The sequence below is a fragment of the Micromonospora sp. CA-249363 genome (assembly GCF_050950185.1).
Classification (GTDB): domain Bacteria; phylum Actinomycetota; class Actinomycetes; order Mycobacteriales; family Micromonosporaceae; genus Micromonospora.
Map to the genome: position 1 here is coordinate 1,698,745 of NZ_CP192020.1, position 25,788 is coordinate 1,724,532.

27 protein-coding genes are annotated in these 25,788 nt (G+C 72.8%); 15 read left to right on the forward strand and 12 right to left on the reverse strand.

Annotated features, from left to right (window positions below):
- Positions 1-53: 53 nt before the first annotated feature.
- Positions 54-1,538: a DUF7059 domain-containing protein gene (locus ACQPZK_RS07895; RefSeq protein ID WP_433537655.1), complete on the reverse strand. Its 1,485-nt coding sequence runs from the start codon at positions 1,536-1,538 to the stop codon at positions 54-56.
- Positions 1,539-1,633: 95 nt separating this feature from the next.
- Between ACQPZK_RS07895 and ACQPZK_RS07900 the strand changes: the two genes are divergently transcribed.
- Positions 1,634-2,218 carry an HhH-GPD-type base excision DNA repair protein gene (locus ACQPZK_RS07900; RefSeq protein WP_433539140.1) on the forward strand — a complete coding sequence of 195 codons (585 nt, stop codon included), beginning with the start codon at positions 1,634-1,636 and terminating at the stop codon, positions 2,216-2,218.
- Positions 2,219-2,221: 3 nt separating this feature from the next.
- Here the strand turns inward: ACQPZK_RS07900 and ACQPZK_RS07905 are convergent, their stop codons facing one another.
- Together ACQPZK_RS07905 and ACQPZK_RS07910 are read right to left on the reverse strand one after the other, a co-directional pair.
- Complete coding sequence (locus ACQPZK_RS07905) at positions 2,222-2,551, reverse strand: hypothetical protein (protein WP_422738941.1); 330 nt, start codon at positions 2,549-2,551, stop codon at positions 2,222-2,224.
- On the reverse strand, positions 2,548-2,835 hold the full coding sequence (locus ACQPZK_RS07910) for a hypothetical protein (protein ID WP_433537656.1): 288 nt from the start codon (positions 2,833-2,835) through the stop codon (positions 2,548-2,550). The genes ACQPZK_RS07905 and ACQPZK_RS07910 overlap by 4 nt, the downstream gene beginning before the upstream one ends.
- A 104-nt stretch (positions 2,836-2,939) precedes the next feature.
- Between ACQPZK_RS07910 and ACQPZK_RS07915 the strand changes: the two genes are divergently transcribed.
- Positions 2,940-3,299 carry a DUF3099 domain-containing protein gene (locus tag ACQPZK_RS07915; RefSeq protein ID WP_433537657.1) on the forward strand — a complete coding sequence of 120 codons (360 nt, stop codon included), beginning with the start codon at positions 2,940-2,942 and terminating at the stop codon, positions 3,297-3,299.
- 29 nt (positions 3,300-3,328) lie between these two features.
- Here the strand turns inward: ACQPZK_RS07915 and ACQPZK_RS07920 are convergent, their stop codons facing one another.
- Positions 3,329-4,231 carry a carbohydrate kinase family protein gene (locus ACQPZK_RS07920; RefSeq protein WP_433537658.1) on the reverse strand — a complete coding sequence of 301 codons (903 nt, stop codon included), beginning with the start codon at positions 4,229-4,231 and terminating at the stop codon, positions 3,329-3,331.
- Complete coding sequence (locus tag ACQPZK_RS07925; RefSeq protein WP_433537659.1) at positions 4,228-5,163, reverse strand: pseudouridine-5'-phosphate glycosidase; 936 nt, start codon at positions 5,161-5,163, stop codon at positions 4,228-4,230. The genes ACQPZK_RS07920 and ACQPZK_RS07925 overlap by 4 nt, the downstream gene beginning before the upstream one ends.
- An 88-nt stretch (positions 5,164-5,251) precedes the next feature.
- Between ACQPZK_RS07925 and ACQPZK_RS07930 the strand changes: the two genes are divergently transcribed.
- The 3 genes from ACQPZK_RS07930 to ACQPZK_RS07940 all read left to right on the forward strand — a co-directional run bounded on the left by ACQPZK_RS07930 (position 5,252) and on the right by ACQPZK_RS07940 (position 8,065).
- Positions 5,252-5,470 (forward strand): DUF3039 domain-containing protein, encoded by a 219-nt coding sequence (locus tag ACQPZK_RS07930; RefSeq protein WP_007456912.1) that lies wholly within the window; start codon positions 5,252-5,254, stop codon positions 5,468-5,470.
- Between the two features lie 40 nt (positions 5,471-5,510).
- Positions 5,511-6,152: a trimeric intracellular cation channel family protein gene (locus ACQPZK_RS07935; RefSeq protein WP_433537660.1), complete on the forward strand. Its 642-nt coding sequence runs from the start codon at positions 5,511-5,513 to the stop codon at positions 6,150-6,152.
- Positions 6,153-6,331: 179 nt separating this feature from the next.
- The gene (locus ACQPZK_RS07940; protein ID WP_433537661.1) at positions 6,332-8,065 is read left to right on the forward strand and encodes a DEAD/DEAH box helicase; all 1,734 of its coding nucleotides are present in this window, start codon (positions 6,332-6,334) and stop codon (positions 8,063-8,065) included.
- Positions 8,066-8,252: 187 nt separating this feature from the next.
- Here ACQPZK_RS07940 and ACQPZK_RS07945 read toward each other — a convergent pair whose 3' ends face one another.
- Both ACQPZK_RS07945 and ACQPZK_RS07950 read right to left on the reverse strand, forming a co-directional pair.
- Positions 8,253-8,486 carry a DUF7455 domain-containing protein gene (locus tag ACQPZK_RS07945; protein ID WP_355234582.1) on the reverse strand — a complete coding sequence of 78 codons (234 nt, stop codon included), beginning with the start codon at positions 8,484-8,486 and terminating at the stop codon, positions 8,253-8,255.
- Positions 8,487-8,731: 245 nt separating this feature from the next.
- On the reverse strand, positions 8,732-10,357 hold the full coding sequence (locus ACQPZK_RS07950; RefSeq protein WP_433537662.1) for an RNA polymerase sigma factor: 1,626 nt from the start codon (positions 10,355-10,357) through the stop codon (positions 8,732-8,734).
- A gap of 290 nt (positions 10,358-10,647) precedes the next feature.
- On the opposite strand from ACQPZK_RS07950, the gene ACQPZK_RS07955 reads away from it, so the two are divergent.
- A complete protein-coding gene (locus ACQPZK_RS07955) occupies positions 10,648-11,469 on the forward strand; it encodes an inositol monophosphatase family protein (protein WP_433537663.1) in 822 nt (273 codons plus the stop codon).
- 28 nt (positions 11,470-11,497) lie between these two features.
- Here ACQPZK_RS07955 and ACQPZK_RS07960 read toward each other — a convergent pair whose 3' ends face one another.
- The gene (locus tag ACQPZK_RS07960; protein WP_433539141.1) at positions 11,498-12,016 is read right to left on the reverse strand and encodes a LytR C-terminal domain-containing protein; all 519 of its coding nucleotides are present in this window, start codon (positions 12,014-12,016) and stop codon (positions 11,498-11,500) included.
- Between the two features lie 435 nt (positions 12,017-12,451).
- Between ACQPZK_RS07960 and ACQPZK_RS07965 the strand changes: the two genes are divergently transcribed.
- Together ACQPZK_RS07965 and ACQPZK_RS07970 are read left to right on the forward strand one after the other, a co-directional pair.
- Positions 12,452-12,748, forward strand: a complete 297-nt coding sequence (locus ACQPZK_RS07965) for a DUF4193 domain-containing protein (protein ID WP_007075406.1) — start codon at positions 12,452-12,454, stop codon at positions 12,746-12,748.
- Between the two features lie 120 nt (positions 12,749-12,868).
- Positions 12,869-13,666: a hypothetical protein gene (locus ACQPZK_RS07970; protein WP_433537664.1), complete on the forward strand. Its 798-nt coding sequence runs from the start codon at positions 12,869-12,871 to the stop codon at positions 13,664-13,666.
- A 19-nt stretch (positions 13,667-13,685) separates the two neighbouring features.
- On the opposite strand, the gene ACQPZK_RS07975 is transcribed toward ACQPZK_RS07970, so the two are convergent.
- Positions 13,686-14,279: a DUF3093 domain-containing protein gene (locus tag ACQPZK_RS07975; protein ID WP_433537665.1), complete on the reverse strand. Its 594-nt coding sequence runs from the start codon at positions 14,277-14,279 to the stop codon at positions 13,686-13,688.
- An 85-nt stretch (positions 14,280-14,364) separates the two neighbouring features.
- Between ACQPZK_RS07975 and dut the strand changes: the two genes are divergently transcribed.
- The 4 genes from dut (at position 14,365) to ACQPZK_RS07995 (ending at position 16,744) form a co-directional block, all read left to right on the forward strand.
- The gene (gene dut / locus ACQPZK_RS07980; protein ID WP_433537666.1) at positions 14,365-14,862 is read left to right on the forward strand and encodes a dUTP diphosphatase; all 498 of its coding nucleotides are present in this window, start codon (positions 14,365-14,367) and stop codon (positions 14,860-14,862) included.
- A gap of 25 nt (positions 14,863-14,887) precedes the next feature.
- Positions 14,888-15,538, forward strand: coding sequence for a DUF3710 domain-containing protein (locus ACQPZK_RS07985; RefSeq protein WP_433537667.1), 651 nt, complete (start codon positions 14,888-14,890; stop codon positions 15,536-15,538).
- A gap of 116 nt (positions 15,539-15,654) precedes the next feature.
- Positions 15,655-16,035: an OB-fold nucleic acid binding domain-containing protein gene (locus ACQPZK_RS07990; RefSeq protein ID WP_357122730.1), complete on the forward strand. Its 381-nt coding sequence runs from the start codon at positions 15,655-15,657 to the stop codon at positions 16,033-16,035.
- A gap of 25 nt (positions 16,036-16,060) precedes the next feature.
- Positions 16,061-16,744, forward strand: coding sequence for a DUF3159 domain-containing protein (locus ACQPZK_RS07995; protein WP_433537668.1), 684 nt, complete (start codon positions 16,061-16,063; stop codon positions 16,742-16,744).
- A 21-nt stretch (positions 16,745-16,765) separates the two neighbouring features.
- On the opposite strand, the gene ACQPZK_RS08000 is transcribed toward ACQPZK_RS07995, so the two are convergent.
- Both ACQPZK_RS08000 and ACQPZK_RS08005 read right to left on the reverse strand, forming a co-directional pair.
- Positions 16,766-17,455: a potassium channel family protein gene (locus ACQPZK_RS08000; RefSeq protein WP_433537669.1), complete on the reverse strand. Its 690-nt coding sequence runs from the start codon at positions 17,453-17,455 to the stop codon at positions 16,766-16,768.
- A gap of 2 nt (positions 17,456-17,457) precedes the next feature.
- The gene (locus tag ACQPZK_RS08005; protein ID WP_433537670.1) at positions 17,458-18,123 is read right to left on the reverse strand and encodes a potassium channel family protein; all 666 of its coding nucleotides are present in this window, start codon (positions 18,121-18,123) and stop codon (positions 17,458-17,460) included.
- Between the two features lie 163 nt (positions 18,124-18,286).
- On the opposite strand from ACQPZK_RS08005, the gene ACQPZK_RS08010 reads away from it, so the two are divergent.
- From ACQPZK_RS08010 to dxs, 3 genes are all read left to right on the forward strand, one after another.
- Positions 18,287-20,356, forward strand: coding sequence for an APC family permease (locus ACQPZK_RS08010; RefSeq protein WP_433537671.1), 2,070 nt, complete (start codon positions 18,287-18,289; stop codon positions 20,354-20,356).
- 40 nt (positions 20,357-20,396) lie between these two features.
- Positions 20,397-21,641, forward strand: coding sequence for a class I SAM-dependent RNA methyltransferase (locus ACQPZK_RS08015; protein ID WP_433539142.1), 1,245 nt, complete (start codon positions 20,397-20,399; stop codon positions 21,639-21,641).
- Positions 21,642-21,747: 106 nt separating this feature from the next.
- Positions 21,748-23,697, forward strand: coding sequence for a 1-deoxy-D-xylulose-5-phosphate synthase (gene dxs / locus ACQPZK_RS08020; protein WP_433537672.1), 1,950 nt, complete (start codon positions 21,748-21,750; stop codon positions 23,695-23,697).
- 591 nt (positions 23,698-24,288) lie between these two features.
- On the opposite strand, the gene ACQPZK_RS08025 is transcribed toward dxs, so the two are convergent.
- A complete protein-coding gene (locus tag ACQPZK_RS08025) occupies positions 24,289-25,485 on the reverse strand; it encodes a hypothetical protein (RefSeq protein WP_433537673.1) in 1,197 nt (398 codons plus the stop codon).
- Between the last annotated feature and the right edge of the window lie 303 nt (positions 25,486-25,788).

A 25,788-nucleotide genomic window follows, 5' to 3' on the forward strand; every position in this document is an offset into this window, starting at 1 on the left:
TGGCGTCAGCGCCGGCATGAGGGCCGCCGTCGGCACCGCACGGAACCGCGGCGTCACGGGGTCACCGGCTCGATGAAGCCGCGCTCGACCAGGTGCGCGACGATCGGACCGGCGGCCTCGGCCATCTCGTCGGGTTCGACGTCGTGGGCCGCCGCGAGCAGGGCAAGTTGGTCGCGAAGCGGTAGCCGACCGTCCGCGCCGCCGACGAGCGCCAGCACCAACGGGTCGATCTCCTCGGTCCAGCGCAGGCCGTGCGGCATCGCGAGAACCTGCCGGTCGACCGCCCAGCCCTCGTCGCCCATGGTGGCCTCCTGGCGGAGCTGGAGACCGTCGGCGGCCCGGTAGCGTTCGGCGAGCAACGCCTCGGTGTCGCGTACCCGCAGGAAGTCCTGGCGGTCGAACCACGCGCCGATCTGGTCACCGAGCGGTGGCTGGACCCGCTGGCGCAGGTCCTCCACGCGGACCACCGGGTCGGCGTGGCCGCCGCGGCGCAGCGACACGATCCCGAAGCCGATCGCCTCGATCTTGTGCTGGTCGAACCAGTCCAGCCAGACGGCCGCCCGCTGCGGGTCGGCGCCCTCACCGACGTCGGTGAGCCACAGGTCGACGTACGCCATCGGGTCGGCGACCTCGCGCTGGATCACCCAGGCGTCCAGGCCGGTACCGGCGAACCAGCCGGCCACCCGCTCGTCCCACTCCTCGCCGGCGACGTGCACCCAGTTCGCGAGGTACTGCATGGTGCCGCCCTCGGTGAGCAGGCCGGGGGCGGCGGCGGCCAGTTCGGCGGCGATGGCGTCGCCCACCCGACCCGAGTCGCGGTAGACGTGGGTGGTGGTTCCCGGGCCCACCACGAACGGCGGGTTGCTCACCACCAGGTCGAACCGACGCCCGGCTACCGGCGCGACCATGTCACCGCGCAGCAGCTCCCAGTCCTGGCCGTTGAGGGCGGCGTTCGTCGCCGCGAAGCGCAGGGCCCGCTCGGAGAGGTCCGTGGCGGTCACCGTGTCGGCGTGGGTGGCCAGGTGCAGGGCCTGGACGCCGGAGCCGGTGCCCAGGTCGAGCGCGGCGCCGACCGGCCGGCGTACGGTCGCCCCGATGAGGGTGTGGGTGGCGCCGCCGATGCCGAGTACGTGTTCGGCGTGCAGCGGTCGACCGGGCCGGGCCGAGGCCGGCACGTCGGCGAGCACCCACCAGTCGTCGCCGTACGGCTCCAGGTCGACGCCGGCGCGCAGGCCCTCGTCGTACCGCTCGACGATCCCTCCGGCCAGCGCCTCGGCGAGCTCCAGCGGGGCCAGCGCGGCGGCGACGGCGGCCTCCGGCTCGGTCTGGTCACAGATGAACAGCCGGATCAGCGTGGCGAGCGGATCGCGGTCCTCGGTACCGCGCAGCGCGGCCCGGTAGTCGTTGCGCGCGACCGAGGCGGTGGCCTGCGGGCCGAGCCGTTCGGCGATGCCGTTGCTGGTGAATCCGGCCCGGGTCAGCGCGGTCCGCAGCGCGTCGACGCCGGCGGGGGAGAGCAGCATGTCGTGTTCGTCCACGTCGCCATCCTGCCCCGCGTCGGGTCCCGGGTCGGCGGCACCCGCCGACAGACGTCGGAGCGTCGGTGTCCGGCCGGGTCGGTGCGCCGGGCAGGATGGTGGCCATGACGCTCGTGCTCCCCATCGACCCCGAGGCCAACCGTCTGCTGGAGCGCAGCCCGCTGGCCCTGCTGGTCGGCATGGTCCTTGATCAACAAGTCTCGATGGAGAAGGCTTTCTCCTCGCCGTACGTGCTGGCGCAGCGGCTCGGTCACGACCCGGACGCGGCGGAGCTGGCCGGCTACGACCCGGACGCTCTGGTCGCGCTCTTCGCCACCCCGCCCGCTCTGCACCGCTTTCCGAAGGCGATGGCGACCCGGGTGCAGGAGGTCTGCCGGGTGCTGGTGGAGCGCTACGACGGCGACGCGGCGCTGCTGTGGTCGGACGTCGCCGACGGACCGGAGCTGCTGCGCAGGGTCGCCGACCTGCCCGGCTTCGGCAGGCAGAAGGCGCAGATCTTCGTGGCGCTGCTCGGCAAGCGGTTCGGGGTGACCCCACAGGACTGGCGGACGGCGGCCGGCGGGTACGGCGACCCCGGCGCGTACCGGTCGGTGGCGGACGTCACCGACGCCGACTCGCTGCGCCGGGTGCGGGAGTACAAGCAGCAGATGAAGGCGGCGGCGAGGACCGAGAAGGGCTGACGCTCAGGCGGCGGTGGGGTGCGCCAGGGACGCCAGCGCGCGTCGGACGTCGGCCAGCGAGACGGTGGCCGAGTCGTCGAGGTCGGCGAGGCCGGCCTCGATCCACTGCCGCATGAGTGTGGTGACCCCGATGCCCCGGGCGTCGGCGGCGGCGCGGACCCGCTCGTAGGTGTCCAGGGGCAGCCGGACCGACCGGCTCACCATCGGCACGTCGGTGTCGGGTGTCGGCAGGTCCACCGCGGGGCTCTCGTCGATCAGCTCGGCGAGCCGGTCGTCGCCGCTGTGGAACTGCTTCGTCGCGTCGTTGCGGTGCATCGTCACGGCTCCCCTCATCGGCGATCTCTCCGCACGGCCTCGTCGTAGCGCTTGGACTCGACGTCGCTCAGCTCGCGGGCGGAGAGGATGTCCCAGTCGTTGTCGGTGCCATCGGCCTCGGCGAGCAGCACCGCCAGTCGGCGGCCCCGCCGGGCGGTGGCGTAGACCACCATCACGTCGTCGCCCAGGTGGCGGATGACCCGTCGCGCGCTGTGCAGCGCCTCCCAGACTTCCCCGGGCGTGACGTCGTAGACCCTCAGGTTGGCCAACGCCTCGTCGGTGAAGCTGAACCTGCTGCCCACGTCGCGCAGCGTACCACGTGCGTAACACGTACCGGGATGAGTCGATTTTCGCTGATCACGGCTCCGTGGTGACAGGATGGGGCGTAATCCCCTCGAGGAGGTCCATGGTGAAGCGTCAGGCGTACGAGCCGATTCTGATCACCGATGCCTCACGCAGCCAGCACGATCAGCTCACGAGCCGTCAGCGCCGCTATGTCCTCATGATGGGCATCCGGGTGGCCTGCATCGTCGCCGGAGCGATCCTGGTCGGCGCGAAGGCGCCCCTGCTCTGGCTCTGGTTGCCGCTGTGCGCCCTCGGCATGGTGCTCATCCCGTGGCTGGCCGTGCTGCTGGCCAACGACCGGCCGCCCAAGGAGGAGCACCGGCTGGCCAACCGGTTCCACCCCCGACGGCGGGACGAGGCCGCGCCGATGAGCCTCACCGCTGACGAGAGACCCCACAAGATCATCGACGCCGAGCCCTGACCCGCCCCGCGGGCCAGGGCTCCGACGCCTCAGGCCGGTGGTCGGGCGCCGACGCTGGAGACGGCCAGCGCCCCCAGCTCGGTCGCGCGGTCCAGCGCCCCGGTCGCGGTCGCACCGCCGAGCCAGGCGGTCAGCAGGCCGGCCGCGAAGGCGTCCCCGGCTCCGGTGACGTCCACCACCGCCACCCGCCGGGCCGCCGCCACGCTCACCGCGGCGGTGCGGCCCTCGACCCACACCGCGCCCGCCGCTCCCCGTTTGACCACCACCCGCCGGGCCGTCGCCGACAACGCCCGCCCCTGCGCCGCCGGGTCCAGCCCGCCGGCCAGCACCGTGGCCTCGTCCGCATTGACCAGGAGCAGGTCGACATCGCGTACCCAACCCAGGAAGGTCCGCGCGCCGACACGCCGCAGCGGCGCCGCGGAGGCCGCGTCGACGCTGGTGGTGAGCCCGCGCTCGCGGGCGGCGGCCAGCGCCCGCAGCCCCGCTGCGCGCGACGCGGCGTCCAACAGGGTGTACGCGGACAGGTGCAGATGCCCCGCGTCGGGCGCCGCCGCGATGGCCTTCTCGACGTGCTCGGCGCTCAACCGCAGGTTCGCGCCCCGCGACGTGACCATGGTCCGCTCGCCGTCGGAGGTCAGCACGACCACGGTGCCGGTGGGTACGCCCGGCACCCGCTCGACGGCGCAGTCCACGCCCGCACGAATCAACTCGGCCACCCGGTCGCGCCCCGCGTCGTCGTCGCCGACCGCGCCGACGAGCGTGACGGCGAACCCCTGGGCGGCCACCCAGGCGGCGGTGTTGGCCGCCTGCCCGCCGCCGCCGAGGCTGATCTCGGCAGCGGTGTCCGTACCGGCAGCGAGCGGCCCGGTGAGCACCGCGACCACGTCGGTGATCACGTCTCCGACGACGACGACGCGGGTCCCAGGGGTCATGCGGGGACGGCGGAGGCGCGGGCGACCGCGGCGACCGCGATGCGCGCGGCCAGGTCGGCGTTGCGCAGGATGATCCGGATGTTCACCGTGAGGCTCGCGCCCTCGGTGGCCGAGTGGAAGTGCGCCAGCAGGTACGGCGTGACGGCCTTGCCGGTCACCCCGTCCCGCTCCAGCAGGGCCAGGCCGTCGGCGAGGGTCCGGTCGTGCAGCTCCGGGTCGAGCTGTTCGTCGACCGGCAGCGGGTTGGCGACGAGGAGGGCACCGGTGTGCACGGCGTGCTCGTCCCGGGCGGCCAGCACGGCGGCGACCTGCTCGGGCGAGTCCACCGACCAGTCCAGGTCGAAGCCGGCGTCGGTGAGGTAGAAGCCGGGGAACCGTCGGGTGCGGTAGCCGAGCACGGCGACCCCGAGGGTCTCCAGGCGCTCCAACGTCGCGCCCACGTCGAGGATCGACTTGACTCCGGCGCAGACCACCGTGATCGGCGTCTGGGCCAGGGTGACGAGGTCGGCCGACTCGTCGAAGGTGTGCTCCGCCTCCCGGTGCACCCCGCCCAGCCCGCCGGTCGCGAAGACCCCGATTCCGGCAGCTGCGGCCACCGCGCTGGTCGCGGCCACGGTGGTGGCGCCGTCCGCGCCGGTCGCCGCCGCCACGGCCAGGTCACGCACTGAGAGCTTCGTCACGCCATCGACGGTGGCCAGTCGGGTGAGCTGCTCGTCGTCCAGACCGACCACCAGTTCGCCACGGATCATGCCGATCGTGGCCGGCACGGCCCCGGCGTCCCGGACCGCCTGCTCGATCTCCCGTGCCACCCGCAGGTTCTGCGGGCGGGGCAGGCCGTGCGAGACGATGGTGCTCTCCAGGGCGACGACGGGTCGGCCGTCGCGCAGGGCTGCGGCGACCTCGGTGCCGTAGGTGATGCGAAAGTCAGTCACACGGGCACCGTACGGGGTCCGATCCCGACCGGCCTCAAGTGGACCCGGCCGTGATGACCTGCCAAACTTGTCGGTTGGAGGTGCAGACGTGAGCACAGAGGTTCTCGAGCGTCCGGAGCTGAAGGACGCCGACACCGGTCCGGAAATGTTCCACTACGTCCGCAAGGAGAAGATCGCCGAGAGTGCCGTCATGGGCACATTCGTCGTCGCGCTCTGCGGGGAGACCTTCCCGGTCACCAAGGCGGCCAAGCCCGGCTCCCCGGTCTGCCCCAAGTGCAAGGAGATCTACGACTCGTACCGCGAGTGAACCCCGGCCGGTGCTGCTGCCGGCGACGTAGCCTGCGGCGGTGACCACCTCCACCGCCCTGCTCCTCGCCGACCTGACCGGTGTCGCGGTGTTCGCCGCCTCCGGCGCCTCGGCCGCGGTGGCCAAACGGCTCGACCTCTTCGGTGTCGCGTTCGTCGGCTTCGTGGCCGCTCTCGGCGGGGGCATCTTCCGCGACCTGGTCATCGACGAGGTGCCGCCGCTGGCCTTCGCCGACTGGCGGTACGCCACGACCGCCGCGGTCGCCGCGGTCGCCGTGTTCTGGCTGCATCCGCAACTCGCCCGGCTGCGTACCACCGTGCTGGTGCTCGACGCGGCGGGCCTCGCGTTGTTCACCGTGACCGGCACGCTCAAGGCGCTCGACGCCCGGGTGCCGGCCGTCGGCGCCTGCCTGATCGGCATGCTGACCGCGATCGGCGGCGGGCTCGGCCGGGACCTGCTCACCGCGGAGATCCCGGTGGTGCTGCGCCGGGAGATCTACGCGGTGGCCGCGCTGGCCGGCTCGGTGGTGGTGGCGCTGCTGTACCTGACCGGCCAGACCGGCCCGGGGCCGCTCACCGCGGCCGCCGTCGGGGTGTTCGGGTTGCGCCTGGTCGCGCTGCGCCGCCGCTGGTCCGCGCCGGTGGCGACGATGCGGCCACCGCGCACCGGCGACCCCTGGTGAGGCCGGTGTCGCTGGCGTCACGGATGTGACCAGCGTGGCGTCGCCTGGGCCTGCCGGCGCGCGCTGGTTATGCTGAGTCGGCCTTCGCGGCAGCTTCTGCGCGGAGGCGTTTTCATGGGCGGCGGTACTCGTGGCCCTCGCCCGGTGTCCGCCCTCGTGCGGTCGGAGAGGAGCTTCGCGTGGCAGCCCGGACGCCGGTGCTCGAGACGTTCCCGGCACTGCGCGCCTGGCAGCGCAAGGCCCTGGTGGAGTACCTGCGCCGGCGTACCGAGGACTTCACCGCGGTCGCCACCCCGGGCGCCGGCAAGACCACCTTCGCTCTGCGCATCGCCGCCGAGCTGCTCGCCGACGGGACCGTCGAGGCGGTCACCGTGGTGGCCCCGACCGAGCACCTGAAGACCCAGTGGGCCGAGGCGGCGGCCCGGGTGGGCATCCAGCTCGACGCCGCGTTCCGCAACGCCGACGTGCACTCCGCCGCCGACTTCCACGGCGCGGTGATCACCTACGCCCAGGTCGGCATGGCCCCGCAGGTGCACCGGCGACGCACGATGACCCGTCGCACCCTGGTCATCCTCGACGAGATCCACCACGCCGGCGACTCCCGTACCTGGGGCGACGGGGTCAAGGCCGCCTTCGAGCCGGCCGTACGCCGGCTGATGCTGACCGGTACGCCCTTCCGCTCCGACGACAACCCGATCCCGTTCGTCGACTACGAGCGGGGCGGTGACGGCCTGCTGCGCTCCCGCGCCGACTCGGTGTACGGCTACGCCGACGCGCTCCGCGACGGGGTCGTCCGGCCGGTGCTCTTCCTCGCGTACTCGGGGGAGACCCGCTGGCGCACCAACGCCGGGGACGAGTTGGCGGCCCGCCTCGGCGAGCCGATGACCCAGGATCTGGTGGCGCAGGCGTGGCGTACCGCCCTGGACCCGGCGGGGGACTGGATGCCGCAGGTGCTCCGCGCCGCCGACGCCCGGCTCACCGTCCTGCGCAACGCGGGGATGCCCGACGCCGGTGGCCTGATCATCGCCACCGACCAGCAGACCGCCCGCTCGTACGCCAAGCTGATCGAACAGGTGACCGGCGAGAAGGCCGCGGTGGTCCTCTCCGACGACCAGGGCGCGTCCGCGCGGATCGCGACGTTCGCGGCGTCCGATCAGCGGTGGCTGGTCGCGGTGCGGATGGTGTCCGAGGGCGTGGACATCCCCCGGCTCGCCGTCGGCGTCTACGCCACCAGCGCCAGCACGCCGCTCTACTTCGCCCAGGCGATCGGCCGGTTCGTGCGGGCCCGCCGCCCCGGCGAGACCGCCTCGGTCTTCCTGCCCAGCGTGCCGCACCTGCTCGGGCTGGCCAGCGAGATGGAGAACGAGCGGGACCACGTCCTGGGCAAACCCAAGGAGTCCGACGGCCTCGACGACGACCTGCTGGAACGCGCCCAGCGCGACGACCAGGCCAGCGGGGAGTTGGAGAAGCGGTTCGCCGCGCTCTCGGCCACCGCCGAACTGGACCAGGTGATCTTCGACGGCGCGTCGTTCGGGACCGCCGCCCAGGCCGGTACGCCCGAGGAGGAGGAGTACCTGGGCCTGCCCGGTCTGCTCACCGCCGACCAGGTGTCCCTGCTGCTGACCAAGCGGCAGGCGGATCAACTGGCCGCCCAGCGCCGCCGGACGGCCGAGCGGGCCGCTCAGCCGGCCGCTGCGCCCACAGCGGCGCCGCCGGCACCCATGAGTGCCGCCCAGCGCCGTGTGGCGCTCCGACGCCAACTCAACGCTCTGGTGGCCGCCCGACACCACCGCACCGGCCAGCCGCACGGCAAGATCCACGCCGAGCTGCGCCGGCTCTGCGGCGGGCCGCCGAGCGCCCAGGCCACGATCGAGCAGCTCGAGGAACGCATCGCCACGGTGCAGACCCTCTAGCCCCACCACCCCCAGCACGGGGCGCAAGTGCTGAAGGTCTGCACAACTTCGGGGATGTTGCTGCCTCCGGCGCGTCTGAAGCAGCAACATCCGTGAAGTTGCGTGGATCTTGGCGATCTGGGCGCAGGAAAAAGCCGACCGGAGGCACCCCTGGGGTACCTCCGGTCGGCTATGTCGGTTTGCGGACTTAGTTCGCCATCAGATCGGCGCCACGCCAGCTGAACTCGGGGTCCGTCGCGAACCGAACGGTGATCTTCACGAGATCCTCCGCGTACTTGTTCGCATGGTGCCCACAGAACACCAACTCGCTCCCACCCGAGAGAGTGATCCGGAGCTTGCCGGCAGCATTGCAGCGGTCGCACCGTTCATCGGCGGCTGGGGGCGCCACCGTCTCGGGCGGCGGCGTGAGGGTCGGGGTCATCGCCTTCCTCCTCTGGTCGTCACCGATGAACAATCTCTTCGGTCGTTGCTCACCTATCGTGCAACACCCGTGCTGGGCCTTGCCTTCCCTGTGTGCCCGCGGGGGACCGAGGTCACACATGGCAGGGACAGTGTGCCGTGAACCCAGGGTGCCACGTCAACGATCACATTCGTGCATCCGGACGATCACCATCTGGCGTTGCACGCCAGGTGGTCAAAACGACACGTTCGGTTGACGAAACAGGCTCAGTCCAGGTAATCCCGGAGAACCTGCGACCGCGACGGGTGTCGCAGCTTGGACATCGTCTTGGACTCGATCTGGCGGATCCGCTCCCGGGTCACCCCGTAGACCTGGCCGATCTCGTCCAGCGTCCGCGGCTGACCGTCGGTCAGGCCGAAGCGCAGCCGCACGACGCCCGCCTCCCGCTCGGACAGCGTCTGCAGCACCTGCTGGAGCTGGTCCTGCAGGAGCGAGAACGAGACGGCGTCGACGGCCACCACGGCCTCGGAATCCTCGATGAAGTCACCGAGCTGGCTGTCGCCCTCGTCGCCGATGGTCTGGTCCAGCGAGATGGGCTCCCGAGCGTACTGCTGGATCTCCAGCACCTTCTCGGGTGTGATGTCCATCTCCTTGGCCAGCTCCTCCGGGGTGGGCTCGCGGCCCAGGTCCTGGAGCAGCTCACGCTGTATGCGGCCGAGCTTGTTGATGACCTCGACCATGTGCACCGGGATACGGATGGTGCGGGCCTGGTCGGCCATGGCGCGGGTGATGGCCTGCCGGATCCACCAGGTGGCGTACGTGGAGAACTTGTAGCCCTTGGTGTAGTCGAACTTCTCGACCGCCCGGATGAGACCGAGGTTGCCCTCCTGGATGAGGTCGAGGAAGGCCATCCCGCGCCCCGTGTACCGCTTGGCCAGGGACACGACCAGACGGAGGTTCGCCTCGAGCAGGTGGTTCTTGGCGCGCTCGCCGTCCCGGGAGATCCAGCCCAGGTCGCGGACCATCTCCCGGGCGAGCTTCTCCTCGCCCTCGTCGGCCGCACGCAGCTGCTCGGCGGCGTAGAGCCCGGCCTCGATCCGCTTGGCCAGCTCCACCTCCTGCTCGGCGTTGAGCAGCGGGACCTTGCCGATCTGCTTCAGGTACGCCCGGACGGAGTCGGCGGAGGCGGTCAGCTCGGCGTCACGCCGGGCCTGCTTGAGCGCCTCGGACTCCTCGTCGTCCCACTCGAAGTCGTTGTCGGTGGCCGACGCGGCGGCGTCGGTCTCGGCGGCCTGGGTCAGCTCGGCCGGCTCCTCGACCACCACGTCCTCGATGGTGGCGGCGAGCTCCTCCGGGTCGATCTCGCCCTCGGCGCCCTCGGCCCCCTCGCCCTTGGCCTTGCCGGCGGCCTTGACCGGCTTCGCGCCGGCCGCCGCGGCCACGGTGGCCTTGGTCGCGCGGGTGGACTTGGTCGCCTTGGCCGGGGTGGCCGCGGCGGCGGCGACTCCGGCGGTGCTGCCGGCGGCCTTGCGGGCGGCCACCTTGCGCGGGGCGGGCGTCGCCGGCGCCTCGTCGGAGGCGGGTGCCTGCTTCGGGGCGGGCGCGGCGGCCTTCTTGGTCGTCTTGGCGGTGGTGGCTCGGGACGCGGGGGTCGTCGAGCGAGCCGCGGCGACCCGGCGGCGGGTGCTCGCCGAGCCGTCCACCACCACGGTCACTCCCGCCTCGGAGAGCGCCCGCAGGATCTTCTTGGCCTGGGCCGGAGTCACCTCGGCGGTCTCGACGGTGCGCGCGAGCTGGGCCGACGTGAGCTGGCCGCCAGCGCTCTGCGCGTGGGCGATCAGGGTGTCGGTGAGCGAGCGAACGTCGGCGCCGGGCTGGCGGGGTTCTGTCACGAATGACCTTCCGGAGGCGAAGAGCGGGCACGGCCGGGTCGTCCGGCACGGCGTGGGTCAACCGGGCCGGGCGATGTGGTTGAGGGACCCCCGTGTCCCGGGCCGGCCGGTGTCTCGGCGGTCCGTGGCGCGTGGGCAGGGGTGAATTGTAACGCCGTCTGCGGCGATCATCCTGCGCCGCACGGCGTAACGGCGGCGGGACCGCCGATTCGGCGCAGATGTGGACTTTGTAAGGATGATACTCGCGCACGGCCCGGAACGCCTTGGTCGTGCCGGAAGGGGACCCTGGAATGGACCGTTCGGCACCGCCACCGCGGGAACTGTTGGCGATCGCGATCGAGGTGGCGCGGGACGCCGCGGCGACCGCGTACCGGATGCGGGTCGAGGGCGTCTCGGTGGCGGCGACCAAGAGTACGGTCACCGACGTGGTCACGGCCGCCGACCGGGCCGTCGAGCGTCAGGTCCTCGACGCGCTGCGCCGGCTGCGACCCGGCGACGCGGTCCTCGGCGAGGAGTACGGCACGACGGAGACCGGTCCGGTGACGCCGGGCGGGGTGCGGTGGATCGTGGACCCGATCGACGGCACCGTGAACTACCTCTACGGGTTGCCGTACAGCGCGGTGTCGCTGGCCGCCGAGGTGGACGGGACGGTTGTCGCCGGCGTGGTGCGCAACGTGCACACCGGTGAGGAGTGGACCGCCACGGCCGGTGGCGGGGCGTGGCGCGACGGCGTCCGGCTGCGCTGCTCGGGCGAGACCGACCTGGGGCAGGCGCTGGTCGGGACCGGTTTCGGCTACGACGCCGGCCGTCGGGCGCACCAGGCGTCGGTGGTGGCCGGGCTGATCGCCTCGGTGCGCGACATCCGCCGCCTCGGCGCCGCCGCGCTGGACCTCTGCATGGTCGCGGAGGGGCGGCTCGACGCGTACTTCGAGAAGGGGTTGTCGGCCTGGGACCAGGCCGCCGGTGGCCTGGTCGCTACCGAGGCGGGCGCCCGGGTCGCCGGCCTGGCCGGTCGCCCGGCCGGCCCGGACCTGGTCATCGCGGCCCCGCCGGCCCTCTTCGCCGGGCTGCACGACCGGCTGGCCGCCCTGGATGCCTCCGGCGGCCCCTGAGGTCCGTCGGGCGCCGCCGGTCAGGCCGTCACTTCTTGGCGGCGGGGGACGGGCAGGAGCCGGCCGGCGCGACCGGCGGGCCCAGGTCACCGAGGGACTGGTTGACCTCGGTGGTGGTGGCCAGCTGCTGGAAGCCGTTGCCCAGCACCACGTCCACGGTGTCGTCGGTGCGCTTCTCGTCGTAGACCGGCTCGGCGTTGTTCAGGAAGTACGCCTTGAGCAGGTGGGCGGAGCTGACACCCTTGGGACCGAACTTCAGCACGGCGACGTCGTCGATGCCCTTGGGCGCGTTGCCGACCTTCTTGACCTGGAACTTGCGGTTGCGGAAGTCGTCGGCGACGGCGCCCGCCCGGCCCGGCTCGTCGGTGGCGTTCAAGACGTTGATCTTGACGTCCTTGGGTTCGTGCAGGGTGACGTCGGCCAGTGGCCAGCCGTCCGGGCAGCCGCCCGCCGCGCCGGCCTCGCCCTGGCTGTCGCGGACGATCGCGGTGATCACGAACGCCAGCGCCAGGACCCCCAGCAGGCCGACGACGACGAGTGCTCGCACTCGCGCAAAACTCATCTGGGCGCTCCCGGGACATCAGGTGGGTGGCGGCGGCCGCCAACGATCGCACAGACCGCCGGCCGTCGAATACGCCGCTGAGGTTAACGGTTGTCCGGCCGTCGCGTGGAAACAGTCCGACATGCCGGCGCGCCGACCGTGAACCGGGTACTACTACCCCTATCTTCGTGTCGCCTGAATCACATTGGGAACAACTTCGCGTGCGGGGGCGTACATCTCAGCCGCAAGGGCGGTATACATGCCTCGCCCAAGGGGGGGTAAGGTTCCGCGCTCGCAGGGGAGTGGCCCCAGCGGTCCCGACCCGTACGGTCCCGCGGGTCGGGTGCCCGACACAAGTGGTTGCCGGCCAGCGGAACCGAAACAGCGTCGTCCGGCGTTACAACCGGAAGCGACAACATCGATATGGGAGAGTGACATCCGATGGCCACCGACTACGACGCCCCGCGTCGCGACGAGGTCGACCTCGGCGAGGACAGCCTGGAAGAGCTCAAGGCCCGACGCGTCGACTCACAGTCGGGCGCGGTGGACGTCGACGAGGCCGAGGTCGCCGAGAGCTTCGAGCTGCCCGGTGCCGACCTGGCCGACGAGGAGCTCACTGTCAAGGTGCTACCGATGCAGCAGGACGAGTTCCGGTGTGCCCGCTGCTTCCTGGTCCACCATCGCAGCCAGCTGGCGGTCGAGCGCAACGGCGAGCTGATCTGCCGAGAGTGCGTCTGACACGCACGACACCGGCGGCGGCCTCCTGATCGGGGCCGCCGCTACCGGTGTAGGCGTGCGACGCCAGTGGGTACCTGTTTGACTCGTAGCGGGTAGCCACAGCACCGGGAGGTTCCACCCATGAGCGATCGAGGCGACACCACCGACGGCGGCGCGGACGACCTCGGCGCCACCGTCGCGGCGTTGACCGAGGACGACATCGCGCCGGCCCGGCGACGCCAACTGCTCACGCGAATGGTGTCCCAGGCCCGCAGCCGGGGCATCTCCGACCTGTTCAAGCCCCGTGCCGCCGTGCGCTGGATGGTCGACACGGTAGCCGAGATCGCACCGCACGTGCCGGTACGGGACCTGGCCACCCTGCGTCAACACTTTCCCGGTCTGGACGACGCCGCCCTGGCCGAGCGACTGATCCGCAACGCCTCGCGCACCACGGCCGGGATCGGCGCGGCCGGCGGCGGAGTCGCCGCCGTCGAGTGGACGGTGGCGCCCACGCTGCTCTCCGCGCCCGTGCTGCTCGCCGCCGAGACCGTCGCCGTCGTGGCGGTGGAGCTGAAACTGATCGGTGAGCTGCACGAGATCCACGGCGTGTCGCTGCCCGGCGCCGGCAGCCAGCGGGCGGTGGCTCTGGTGCACTCCTGGGCCACCCAGCGCGGGGTCAACCCGATGGTGCCCGGCGTGGGCGTCGGCGCGGTGCTCGGCACGGCCGCCCGCAAGGAGATGCGGGACATGCTGCTGCGCCGCTTCGGGCGCAACCTCACCACCCTCGGGCCGTTCCTCACGGGCGCGGCGGTGGCCAGCTTCCTGAACCGTCGGGCCACCCGTCAGATGGCCGACCAGCTCCAGGCGGACCTGCGCCGTCGCGGCATCGCCCGCCCGGCGCCACCGCCGGCCCTGCCCGGCCCGCCCACGGGCACCTGAGCGGCCCCGGGGGCGGCGGTCAGCCCGGCTCGCCGGCCGTGGAGTCGGCGGGCCTCGCGTCGGCGGGCCTGGCGTCGACGGGCCTGGCGTCGACGGGCCTGGCGTCGGCGGGCTTGGCGGCGTCCCGCGCGGCCAGCAGCGCCTCGGCCAACTCGACCGGACGCCTGCTGCTCACCACCCAGAACGGGGTCGGGTCGGCCGGATCGTCGAGCACCACCTGCACGGCGCCGCCGATCCACGGCCGCTGCACCACGAAGGCGAGCGGGTCCGCGCCGACGCCCAGCACCTCACGACGGCCGGAGGCGTCCAACGGGATCACGTCGGCCACGAAGCGTGCCGGCAGCCGGGCGTCGTCCACCTGCAGCTCACCGTCGACGACCGCCACCCGGATCCGGCCCAGCCACCACAGCCCGACGGCGGTCACCGGCAGCAGCACCGCGAACGGCACCCAGGCCCGGGCGCCGGAACCACCCATCCAGATCTCGACCGCCAGCAGCCCGGCGGCCACCAGGCTGGTCAGCCACAGCCACCAGGGCAGGTCCAGCCGTTCGGCGTACGCCGGGCGGGCCGGAACCCCTGGCCGATCGGCGGACGGGGAGGGCGACATGCTCACTCCTGCGAGGGTACGGCGCACGGCGGGCCGGCCAACCGGCAGGATGGCAGGGTCACCGGAGACAACCGGACCGAAGAGGGGACCCGTGACCGACGTCGTACCCGTGCCCGTACGGCTGCTCGATGCCGAGCTGCCGCTGCCCACGTACGCCCATCCCGGCGATGCCGGCGCCGACCTGGTGGCCGCCGCGGACGTCGAGCTGCCGCCCGGTGGCCGGGCCCTGGTGCCCACCGGCGTGGCGGTCGCCCTGCCGGACGGCTACGTGGGCCTGGTCCATCCCCGGTCCGGCCTGGCGGCGAGGCTCGGCGTGACGGTGCTCAACGCGCCCGGTACGGTCGACGCCGGCTACCGGGGTGAGATCATGGTCAACCTGATCAACCATGATCGGGACACGCCCGCGAAGATCTCTCGCGGCGACCGGATCGCCCAGTTCGTGGTCCAGCGGGTGGCGCGGGCGCGGTTCGAGCCGGTGGCCGAGCTGCCCGGGTCCGCGCGAGGGACCGGTGGGCACGGTTCGACCGGCGGGCACGCCCAGCTGGTGCCGTCGCCGGCCGACGGGCAGACGGAAGAAGTGGCAGGGTGATTGTGAACAGCGGAGGGTGGGCGCAGTGATCTTCTCCCGAAAGCGGGCCGATGCCGGGCGGCACACCCGCGACGAGCGGGCCACCGAGGTCCTCGACGAGGGGGCCGCGGCGCCGGCGCTGGTGCGCGGGCCGTACGACATCTCCGAGGTCGACGACGAGGTGGAGCGGCTCGACCTGGGCAGCCTGCACATTCCGGCGGTCGCCGAGGTGGAGGTGCGGGTGCAGGCCGACCCGCAGGGTGTGATCCAGCAGGTCGTGCTGGTGCACGGGGACAGCGCGTTGCAGCTCGGCGTCTTCGCGGCTCCCCGGTCCGAGGGGATCTGGGACGAGGTGCGCGAGGAGATCCGGCAGTCGCTGCTGCGGGACGGCGCCTCCGCGCAGGAGGTCGCCGGCGAGTACGGCACGGAGTTGCACGCCCAGGTGCGGACCCCGGACGGCCCGACCAACCTGCGGTTCGTCGGCGTCGACGGGCCGCGCTGGATGGTCCGCGGTGTCTTCCAGGGGCCGGTGGCCACCGACCCGGCCAGCTCGGGCCCGCTCGCCGAGTGCCTGGAAGGCCTGGTGGTCGACCGTGGCCAGGAGGCGAAGCCGGTGCGTGAGCCGCTGCCGCTGCGACTGCCCCGCGAGATCGCCGACCAGGCCGGGGACGCGTCCACCGAACCCCGCCAGGTCTGACCGACCGCGTCCCGGCCCGCCGGAACCGGCCTTGTCGGCGTACGCTGGCGGGACGGTTCCGGCGTCGTCGGAGCCGGGCCGGTACCGGCGAGCGTGGAGAGGGTGACGCGGAGGTCATGACGACCGACGAGAGCAAGGTGTCGCTGCGGCGCATCCTGCAACGGTTCACCGCCAGCGAGGCCGAGATCGACGCGCAGGAGCTGCGGCAGGAGAGCGCCGAGTGCGGTGGCGTCCTGGCTCAGCAGTGCTCCCGGGGCCAACTGGTCTCGGTCGCCGGTCGGCTGCGCACCGTCGTCTACACGCCGCGCACCAACCTGCCCACGCTGGAGGCCGACCTGTACGACGGCAGCGATGTCGTCACCCTGGTCTGGCTGGGCCGGCGGCACATCTCCGGGATCGAGCCGGGACGGCACCTCACCGCGCGTGGCCGGGTGGCGATGCGCGACGACCGTAAGGTCATCTACAACCCGTACTACGAGCTGGACTCGCCGAAGTGACGGCGCCGGGGACGGAAGGCCGGTCATGACGACGGGACAGCACCGGGCGACAGAGCCGGAGACTCCTCCGGGCGACGACGAGGCGCTGCCGACGATCGCCGAGCAGATGGCCGACCAGCTCGGCGGCTGGCGCGGGCTGGTCGAGTCCAGCATCCCGGTGGTCGTCTTCGTACTCGCCAACATCATCGGTGACCTGCGGCCCGCCGTGATCGCCTCGGTGGCCGTCGCGCTGCTGATCGCCGGGTTGCGGCTGGCGCAGCGCCGGCCGATCCGGCACGCGGTCAACGGGCTGTTCGGCGTCGGCATCGGCGCCGCCATCGCGTGGCGTACCGGTAACGAGCGGGATTTCTACCTGCCCGGCATCCTCTACGGCATCGGCTACGGCGTCGTCCTGCTGATCTCGGCGGCCGTCCGGCAGCCACTCGTCGGTTGGATCTGGTCGGTGCTGGTCGCCAAGGGCCGCTCCGAGTGGCGGGCCGACCCGAAGCTGGTGCAGACCTTCACCCGGCTGACCGTGCTCTGGGGCGTGGTGTGGCTGGCCAAGGTGGGCGTGCAGGCCGGGCTCTACCTGGCCCACCAGGACACCGCGCTGGGCGTGGCCCGGCTGGCCCTGGGCTACCCGCCGTACGCGCTGCTGCTGCTCATCACCGTCTGGACGGTGCGCCGGGTCACCCGGGAGCCGCAACCCACCCCGCTGCCCGGCGCCTGAGGAGGCCGGCACCGGGCCGGCTCAGCGCGAGCCGCGGGTCCGCTCGACGCTGTCCGGGCCGAGGATGACGGCGCGTACGTCGTCCTCCACCTCGGCCGTGCAGACGAAGATCAACTCGTCGCCGGCCTCGATGGGGTCGTCCGGGCTGGGCACCAGGACACGCTTGCCGCGCAGGATCGCCACCAGGGCGGAGTCGCGGGGCAGCGGCACCGCGTGCAGGGGCTGACCGACGTACGGGGCGGTCGGTGGCAGGGTGATCTCGACCAGGTTGGCCTCGCCCTGCCGGAAGGTCATGAGCCGGACCAGGTCGCCGACGGTGACCGCCTCCTCGACCAGGGCCGCCATCACCCGGGGCTTGCTCACCGCGACGTCGACGCCCCACTGCTCGGTGAAGAGCCACTCGTTCTCCGCCCGGTTGACCCGGGCGACCACGCGGGGCACCGCGAACTCGGTCTTGGCCAGCAGCGACAGCACGAGGTTGGTCTTGTCGTCGCCGGTGGCGGCGACCACCACCTCACAGCCGGCGATGTTGGCCTCCTCCAGGCTGGCCACCTCGCACGCGTCGGCGAGCACCCACTCGGCGGCCGGCACCCGGTCCGGTCGGAGCATCTTCGGCTGACGTTCGATCAGCATGACCTGGTGGCCGTTCTCGATCAGCTCCTGGGCGATCGAACGGCCCACGTTGCCGGCGCCGGCGATGGCGATCCGCATGCTCAGTGCCCTCCTTCCGGCGGCGTCGCCGCCACCGCCGTGACCGTCGCCACGATGTCGTCGCTGACCAGCATGAACACCTGGTCACCCTCCTGCACGAGGGTGGACGCGGTGGGCAGCGTGCCGATGCCGAAGCGGATCAGGTAGGCCACCCGCGCGCCCGAGGCCTCCTCCAGCACGTGCACCGGCCGACCGATCCACTCCCGGTGCACCGGGACCTCGACGATCGACACGGTGCTGGTCGGGTCTCGGAAGATCTCCACGTTGCCCTCGGGCACGAGGTGCCGCAGCATCCGGTCGGCCGTCCAGCGCACCGTCGCCACGGTGGGGATGCCGAGGCGCTCGTACACCTGCGCCCGGCGCTGGTCGTAGATCCGGGCCGCGACCCGGGACACGCCGAACGTCTCGCGGGCCAGACGCGCCGAGATGATGTTGGAGTTGTCGCCGCTGGAGACCGCCGCGAAGGCGTCCGCGCGCTCGATGCCGGCCTGGCGCAGCACCTCGCCGTCGAAGCCCGCCCCGGTCACCGTGATCCCGGCGAAGTCGGGGCCGAGCCGGCGGAAGGCGTCGGCGTCCTGGTCGATCACCGCCACCGAGTGCCCCCGGGACTCCAGGCTGTGGGCGAGGGTCGACCCGACCCGCCCACATCCCATGATCACGACGTGCACGCTGTCCCTCCCAAGGTACGTACCATCCCCGTTGCCGGTGGTCTTCGAGTGCGAGCCTGCCACGTCCCGGTCGAGAGCGGGGACCGACCGTACCCCGCCGCCGTGGGCGGCGATGATCGCCCACCCCCGCGTTCGCACCGTGGTGGTCGTACTCTTGGCGTTCGTGGCCAGTCCCACCTCGCTGCTGAAGCGGCTGCTCCTCGGTCGACCGTTCCGGTCCGACCGCCTGCAGCACACCCTCCTGCCGAAGCGCATCGCGCTACCCGTGTTCGCCTCCGACGCGCTGTCCAGCGTCGCGTACGCGCCCGACGAGATCCTGCTGACCCTGTCGATCGCCGGCGCGTCGGCGTTCCTGTTCTCCCCGTGGATCGCCCTCGCGGTCGTCGTGGTGATGCTCACCGTGGTGGCCAGCTACCGGCAGAACGTGCACGCCTACCCCTCCGGCGGCGGCGACTACGAGGTGGCCACGGTCAACCTCGGCCCCAAGTTCGGCATCGGGGTGGCCAGCGCCCTGCTGGTCGACTACGTGCTCACGGTGGCCGTGTCCGTCTCCTCGGGGGTGGCCAACCTCGGCTCGGTGGTCCCGTTCGTGGCCACCCACAAGGTCATGATCGCGGTCCTCGCGGTGGTCCTGCTGACCGCGGTCAACCTGCGCGGGCTGCGCGAGTCGGGCACCGCGTTCGCCATCCCCACCTACGGCTTCGTGATCGTGATGGGCGGAATGCTGCTCACCGGGCTGTTCCGCGTCTTCGTCCTGGGCGACGACCTCCGCGCGCCCAGCGCCGACCTGGTCATCCAGGCCGAGCACAGCGTGACCGGCTTCGCGCTGGTCTTCCTGCTGCTGCGGACGTTCAGCTCGGGCGCCGCCGCGCTCACCGGCGTCGAGGCGATCTCCAACGGTGTGCCCGCGTTCAAGGCGCCGAAGAGCCGCAACGCCGCCACCACGCTGCTGCTGCTGGGCGCGATCGCGGTGAGCCTGCTGGTCGGGATCATCTGGCTGGCCCGGCTGACCCACCTGCAGTTCGTCGAGGACCCGGCCCTGCAGATCGTCTCGGGCCCCGACGGGTACGTGCAGAAGACGGTGACCACCCAGCTCGGCGAGACGGTCTTCGGCTCCGGCTCGATCCTGCTCTACGTGGTGGCCGGGATGACCGCGCTCATCCTCTTCCTGGCCGCGAACACCGCGTTCAACGGCTTCCCGGTGCTCGGCTCCATCCTCGCCCAGGACCGCTACCTGCCCCGCCAGTTCCACACCCGGGGCGACCGGCTGGCCTTCTCCAACGGCATCACGTTCCTCGCCCTCTTCGCGATCGTCCTGATCGTCGGCTTCCAGGCCGAGGTGACCCGGCTCATCCAGCTCTACATCGTCGGGGTGTTCGTCTCGTTCACCGTCTCCCAGGCCGGCATGATCCGGCACTGGAACCGGCGGCTGCGCACCGAGCGGGACCCGGAGGCCCGCAAGCGGATGCACCGCTCCCGGGCCATCAACACGTTCGGCATGGGTCTGACCGGCACCGTGCTGGTGATCGTCCTGATCACGAAGTTCCTGCTCGGCGCGTGGATCGCGATCGCCGCGATGGCGGTGATCTACGCGCTGATGCTGGCCATCCGCCGGCACTACGACCGGGTCGCCGCCGAACTGACGCCGCCGGACGAGAGCCGGGGCGTGCTGCCCGCCCGTAACCACGCGATCGTGCTGGTGAGCAAGCTGCACCAGCCGACGCTGCGGGCCATCGCGTACGCCCGGGCCACCCGCCCGGACACGTTGACCGCGGTGACCGTCAACGTGGACGAGAAGGACACCCGCGACCTCCAGGCCGACTGGGAACGCCGGGAGATGGCGATCCCGCTCACCGTCGTCGACTCGCCGTACCGGGAGATCACCCGGCCGATCCTGGACTTCGTCGCCTCCACCCGCCGTACGTCGCCGCGCGACGTGGTCACCGTCTTCATCCCCGAGTACGTGGTGGGGCGCTGGTGGGAGAACCTGCTGCACAACCAGAGCGCGCTGCGCCTCAAGGGCCGGCTGCTGTTCGAGCCCGGGGTCATGGTGGTCAGCGTGCCGTGGCAGCTCGCCTCGACCGCGAGCAAGAACCTGGACCGGCTCGACGCCACCCTCTCCAACACGCCGGCGCGCGGACCCCGGGGCTCGGTGCCGGCGGCGGTGACCGCGCCGCCGCCCGGCGAGGCCGGCCCGGCGGGCGGCGAGACGGTGGGAGACAGCCGTGACTGAGCGTACGACCGCGGGTGCGGCCTCGGCCGCGGCTTCGGCTTTGGCTTCGACGGCCGAGCGGGGCCTCGGCGAGGCGGAGCGGGTCGAGCTGACCGTCGACGCGGTGGCCCCCGGCGGGCACTGCGTCGCCCGGGTGGACGGGCAGGTGGTGTTCGTCCGCCACGCGCTGCCCGGGGAACGGGTGATCGCCGAGGTCACCGAGGTGCACCGGGGGTTCGTCCGGGCCGACGCCGTGACCGTGCTGGACCCGTCGCCGGACCGGGTGGAGCCGCCCTGCCCGTACGCGAAGCCGGGCGCCTGCGGCGGGTGCGACCTGCAACACGTCGCCCCGGACGCGCAACTGGCCTGGAAGACCGCCGTGGTGCGCGAGCAGTTGGCCCGCCTCGGCGGGCTCACCGACGCCGAGCTGGACCGGCTCGGCGTCCGGGTCGAGGCGCTGCCGGGCGGGCTGCTCGGCTGGCGTACCCGGGTCCGCTACGCGGTCGACGCCGCCGACCGGGCCGGCCTGCTCAAACACCGCTCGCACGAGGTCGTGCCGATCGACCGTTGCCGCATCGCCCACCCGGCCATCCAGCAGCTTGCGGTGCTCGGTCCGACCGGCGCGAGCTGGCCGGTGGCCGAGGCGGTGGAGACCGTCGCCAGCGGCGGAGGGGACGTGAGCGTCGCCGAGGTCCGCGACGGGGTCGTCACCCCCGTGAGCGGGCCCACCGAGGTCCGTGAGGTGGCCGCCGGGCGGGACTGGGTGCTGCCCGCGTCCGCGTTCTGGCAGGTGCACCCGGCCGCGGCCGACACGCTCAACACGGCCGTGCTGGAGCTCCTCGACCCGCGGCCGGGCGATATCGCCTGGGACCTCTACGGTGGCGCGGGACTGTTCGCCGCCGGGCTGGCCGCCCGCGTCGGCGCGTCCGGTCGGGTGACGCTGGTGGAGGCGTCCGCGCAGGGTGTCGCCGCCGCTCGGGAGAACCTGGCCGACCTGCCCCGCGTCGAGGTGGTGTCGGCGCGGGTGGAGACCGCGCTGGCCCGCCGACGGATCACCGGCCCGGTCGACGTGGTGGTGCTCGACCCGCCGCGCTCCGGCGCCGGCGCCCCGGTGGTGCGCGCCCTGGCCGCCGCCGGCCCACGGGCGGTCGCGTACGTGGCGTGTGACCCGGCGGCCTTCGCCCGGGACGTCCGCACCTTCGCCGAGCTGGGCTGGCGACTGGCGGCGCTGCGCGGCTTCGACCTGTTCCCGATGACCCAGCACGTCGAGTGCGTCGGACTGCTGCTGCCGCCGGCCGCCGCGTAGCGACCGACGGCGGATTCGCCCCTGACCAGGCGCTCAGCCGGCCGGTCCGGCCCAAGCGGCTCGGGCCAGGCTGCGGAGTGTCGGGCGGCCGATAGACTCTCCGGTCATGAGCGTTGAAGAGGACACGGCCAACCACGGTCGGCTGCTGGAGACGGTCCGCGGTCCGCAGGACGTCAAGCGGATGTCCGGCGAAGAGCTGGATGTGCTCGCCGCCGAGATCCGGGACTTCCTGATCGCGAAGGTCTCCCGTACCGGCGGGCACGTCGGGCCCAACCTCGGCGTGGTCGAGCTGACGCTGGCCATGCACCGCGTCTTCGACTCCCCCCGGGACCGGCTCCTGTTCGACACGGGGCACCAGGCGTACGTACACAAGATCCTCACCGGGCGTCAGGCCGGCTTCGACAAGCTCCGCCAGCGCGGTGGCCTCTCCGGCTACCCCAGCCAGGCCGAGAGCGAGCACGACCTCATCGAGAACTCGCACGCCTCCACCGCGCTCTCCTACGCCGACGGCCTGGCCAAGGCGTACGCCCTGCGGGGTGAGCAGCGCAGCGTCGTGGCCGTGGTCGGCGACGGCGCGCTCACCGGCGGTATGTGCTGGGAGGCGCTGAACAACATCGCCACGGCCGGCAACTCGCTGGTCATCGTGGTCAACGACAACGGCCGGTCCTACTCGCCCACCATCGGCGGACTGGCCGACCACCTCTCCTCGCTGCGGCTCAACCCGGGCTACGAGAAGGTCCTCGACACGGTCAAGGACGCCCTCGGCTCCACCCCGCTCGTCGGCAAGCCGATGTACGAGGTGCTGCACGCGGTCAAGAAGGGCATCAAGGACGCCGTCGCCCCGCAGGCCATGTTCGAGGACCTGGGCATCAAGTACGTCGGCCCGGTGGACGGGCACGACGTGGCGGCCGTCGAGTCGGCCCTGCGCGCGGCGAAGAACTTCGGCGGCCCGGTGATCGTGCACGCCGTCACCCGCAAGGGGTACGGCTACCGCCCGGCTGAGGAGGACGAGGCGGACTGCCTGCACGGCCCGAGCAGCGCCTTCGACGTGGAGACCGGCACGCTGCTGGCCGCCCCCTCGGTGAAGTGGACCCACGTCTTCGCCGACGAACTGCTGGCCGTCGCCGACGAGCGGCCCGACGTGGTGGGCATCACCGCCGCCATGGCCGAGCCGACCGGCATCGCCAAGCTGGCCCGCAAGTACCCCGAGCGGGTGTACGACGTGGGCATCGCCGAGCAGCACGCCGCCACCTCAGCGGCCGGCCTGGCGCTCGGTGGCCTGCACCCGGTGGTCGCCGTCTACGCCACCTTCCTCAACCGCGCCTTCGACCAGGTCCTGCTGGACGTGGCGATGCACAAGCTGCCGGTGACCTTCGTGCTGGACCGGGCGGGCATCACCGGCCCGGACGGCCCCAGCCACTACGGCATCTGGGACATGTCGGTCTTCGGCGTGGTGCCCGGTCTGCGGATCGCCGCTCCCCGTGACGCCTCCACCCTCCGCGAGGAGCTGCGCGAGGCGGTGGCCACCGACGACGGCCCGACCGTCCTGCGCTTCCCGACCGGCGCGGTCGCCGCGGACCTGCCGGCGCTGCGCCGGGTCGGCACCGTCGACGTGCTGGCCGAGTCGACGCGTACCGACGTGCTGCTCGTCGCCGTCGGCTCCTTCGGCCAGATGGGCATGGAGGTCGCCGCCCGGGTCGCCGAGCACGGCTACGGCGTCACCGTCGTCGACCCCCGCTGGGTGCGCCCGGTCCCGGCCGAACTGGTCGACATGGCCGCCCGCCACCGGCTCGTGGTCACCGTCGAGGACGGCGTCCGCGTCGGCGGTGTCGGCGACGCCCTCGGCCAGGCGATGCGCGACGCCGACGTCCGGGTACCGCTCAAGGACCTGGGCGTACCGGCCGACTGGCACCCCCACGGCACCCGCGCGCAGATCCTCGCCGACCTCGGCCTGACCGCGCAGGACGTGGCCCGTGACGTCACCGGCTGGATCTCCCGCCTGGACGCCACCCCGGACCGCCTGACCCCCACCAGCAACACCGCAGCTCAGAACTAGTCCCGGCACGTCACGGCGGCGGGCACCCCGAGGGGTGCCCGCCGTCAGCGTCGACGCCACCTCTCCGTGCGCGGCTCCACCCCGCGCGCGCTCCCGAGTCAGGCGCACTCCCTCCCGCCTCCTGCCTCCTGCCTCGCGCGTCCCGCCTCGTGCGTCCTGCCTCGCGTCGATCTTGCCTCGCGCGTCCTGCCTCGCGTCGATCTTGCCTCGCGCGTCCTGCCTCGCGCGTCCTGCCTCGCGTCGATCTTGCCTCGCGCGTGCTGCCTCGCGTCGATCTTGCCTCCCGCGTCCTGCCTCGCGTCGATCTTGCACTTTCGGTTGTCGAAACGCACTCGTTCATACCTTTTGTCGCAACAGAAAGTGCAAGATCGCCGGGCTGGGCCGCGCTGGGTCGGGTTAAGCCGCGCTGGGTCGGGTTAAGCCGCGCCGGGCCGGGCTGCGCCGGGCCGGGCTGCGCCGGGCCGCGCCGGGCCGGGCCGGGCTGAACTGGGCCGGGCTGAGCTGGGCCGGGCTGAGCTGGGCTGGGCCGCGCTGGGCCGCGCCAGGCTGGGCTGGGCCGGGGCCAGGGCTGGCCGGGCGGGGCGGGTCGGGTCAGCGGCGGGGGCTTACTGAGCGGTAGTGGGTTTTGTCGGTGTTGGCGAGGCTGTAGGTCTGGGTGCGGGAAGGCTCCGGCACCACCACCAGGCCGGGGCGTTCCACCAGCAGCGGCGTGCCCGGTGGTACCGAGAGGGAGCTGTCCCGGGTGGCCCGCCAACTGAGCACCAGCAGCGGCTGGCCGGGGATCGGGAGCTGGTACGTCTGCAACGGCGTTGCCCGGTCGGCCGGGGAGACCACCGGCGTGCTCCCGTTTGCCGGTCGGTAGACGACCGCGGTCATTGTGCCGGCGTCGGTGTCCCAGCTGAGCTGCTGCAACTCGGCCGGCTCGCCGCCGCCGAGCGCCACCTCGCCGAGCGACCGGACCGAGAGCTTCGCCATGGGCCAGGACGTCGGCACGGACTTCGGCGCGTCCCGGTCGCCGATCCGGCGCGGGATGCTGCCGAACGGGCCCCGCTCGCCGGCCAGCACGCAGGTGTCCAGGCCGGTGAGCGCCCGCCGGCCGGCGCCGGACTCGTCCCGAACCAGCGGATAACGCGGGTCCGTCGTGCCGGTGCCCAGGTCGAGCAGCCGGTCGGCGGCCCGACCCCGGGGCAGTGACTCGGTGGCCCGCAGGGTCGCCGTAACACCGACCGCTGTGCAGGCCGGTACGTCGACCGGCGCGCTGAGGCCGTCGGCGACGGCCAACGCCCGCCCCTGCGGCCCCAGCAACTGCTGCACCCGCGCCGAGACCAGGTAGCGCCGCCCGCCGGCCGTCTGCACCGGCAGCACGTCGGAGTAGACCAGGTAGCCGGGGTCGGTGTACTCGGTGGCGCGGCTGATCGCGTACCGGTCGCCGTCGCCGGTCAGTTGCAGCAGCCAGGACGCGCTCTCGCCCGGCACGTCGGCTGCGACCAGGGCCACCGGGGCCCCGTCGACGCGTCCGGAGAAGAGAATGCCGGACGACGGTAGGTGCGCCCGGTCGTCGTCCGGTGACCGCCAGTCGCGTACCGCCTCGGTGACCGCGGTCGTCGCCGCGGCGTCGCCGGACAGATCGCCCCGTGGCGGCCACACGGCCAGGGTGCCGTCGAGGCTGTCGTACCCCACCCGCAGGTCGCGAGGCGCGCGGTCCGCGACGGGACCGCATGCGGTACTGACCAACAACGCCGTCAGCAGGACAGCGAGCGTCCTGCCGTGCCGGCGGCCCGGAGTCACCTGATCCGCCCCCGATCGCCTCGCCGTCGCTGTCGGAAAGCGCCATAGTACGAGATGTCCGACGCCGCGCCGCCGCTGGCCGGTTCCTCGTCCGCCACAATGGACATCACCGGGGCTTTAGTGCCTTTTCGCCACTCGGGTAGACTCCGCCGACTGTGACGCCTGCCGAGTCCCGCGCCCTCGCTTCCCGGGCCAGGTCCGTCGGGGCGCCCAGCGACTCCGCCGCTCCGGCCGACCTGGTCGACACCGCCCCGGCCATCCCGACCTCGACCGCCCCCGAGACGACCGCGCCGGACCAGACCC

What these genes read in the sequence shown, in the direction of transcription:
- ACQPZK_RS07955 (WP_433537663.1), top strand. Translation starts at nt 10,648, where the DNA reads ATGGACCGTTCGGCACCGCCACCGCGGGAACTGTTGGCGATCGCGATC.
- ACQPZK_RS07900 (WP_433539140.1), top strand. Translation starts at nt 1,634, where the DNA reads ATGGTGGCCATGACGCTCGTGCTCCCCATCGACCCCGAGGCCAACCGT.
- ACQPZK_RS07995 (WP_433537668.1), top strand. Translation starts at nt 16,061, where the DNA reads ATGACGACGGGACAGCACCGGGCGACAGAGCCGGAGACTCCTCCGGGC.
- ACQPZK_RS07990 (WP_357122730.1), top strand. Translation starts at nt 15,655, where the DNA reads ATGACGACCGACGAGAGCAAGGTGTCGCTGCGGCGCATCCTGCAACGG.
- ACQPZK_RS07945 (WP_355234582.1), bottom strand. Translation starts at nt 8,486, where the DNA reads ATGACCCCGACCCTCACGCCGCCGCCCGAGACGGTGGCGCCCCCAGCC.
- ACQPZK_RS08000 (WP_433537669.1), bottom strand. Translation starts at nt 17,455, where the DNA reads ATGCGGATCGCCATCGCCGGCGCCGGCAACGTGGGCCGTTCGATCGCC.
- dxs (WP_433537672.1), top strand. Translation starts at nt 21,748, where the DNA reads ATGAGCGTTGAAGAGGACACGGCCAACCACGGTCGGCTGCTGGAGACG.
- ACQPZK_RS07965 (WP_007075406.1), top strand. Translation starts at nt 12,452, where the DNA reads ATGGCCACCGACTACGACGCCCCGCGTCGCGACGAGGTCGACCTCGGC.
- ACQPZK_RS07920 (WP_433537658.1), bottom strand. Translation starts at nt 4,231, where the DNA reads ATGACCCCTGGGACCCGCGTCGTCGTCGTCGGAGACGTGATCACCGAC.
- ACQPZK_RS07905 (WP_422738941.1), bottom strand. Translation starts at nt 2,551, where the DNA reads ATGAGGGGAGCCGTGACGATGCACCGCAACGACGCGACGAAGCAGTTC.
- ACQPZK_RS07915 (WP_433537657.1), top strand. Translation starts at nt 2,940, where the DNA reads ATGGTGAAGCGTCAGGCGTACGAGCCGATTCTGATCACCGATGCCTCA.
- ACQPZK_RS07970 (WP_433537664.1), top strand. Translation starts at nt 12,869, where the DNA reads ATGAGCGATCGAGGCGACACCACCGACGGCGGCGCGGACGACCTCGGC.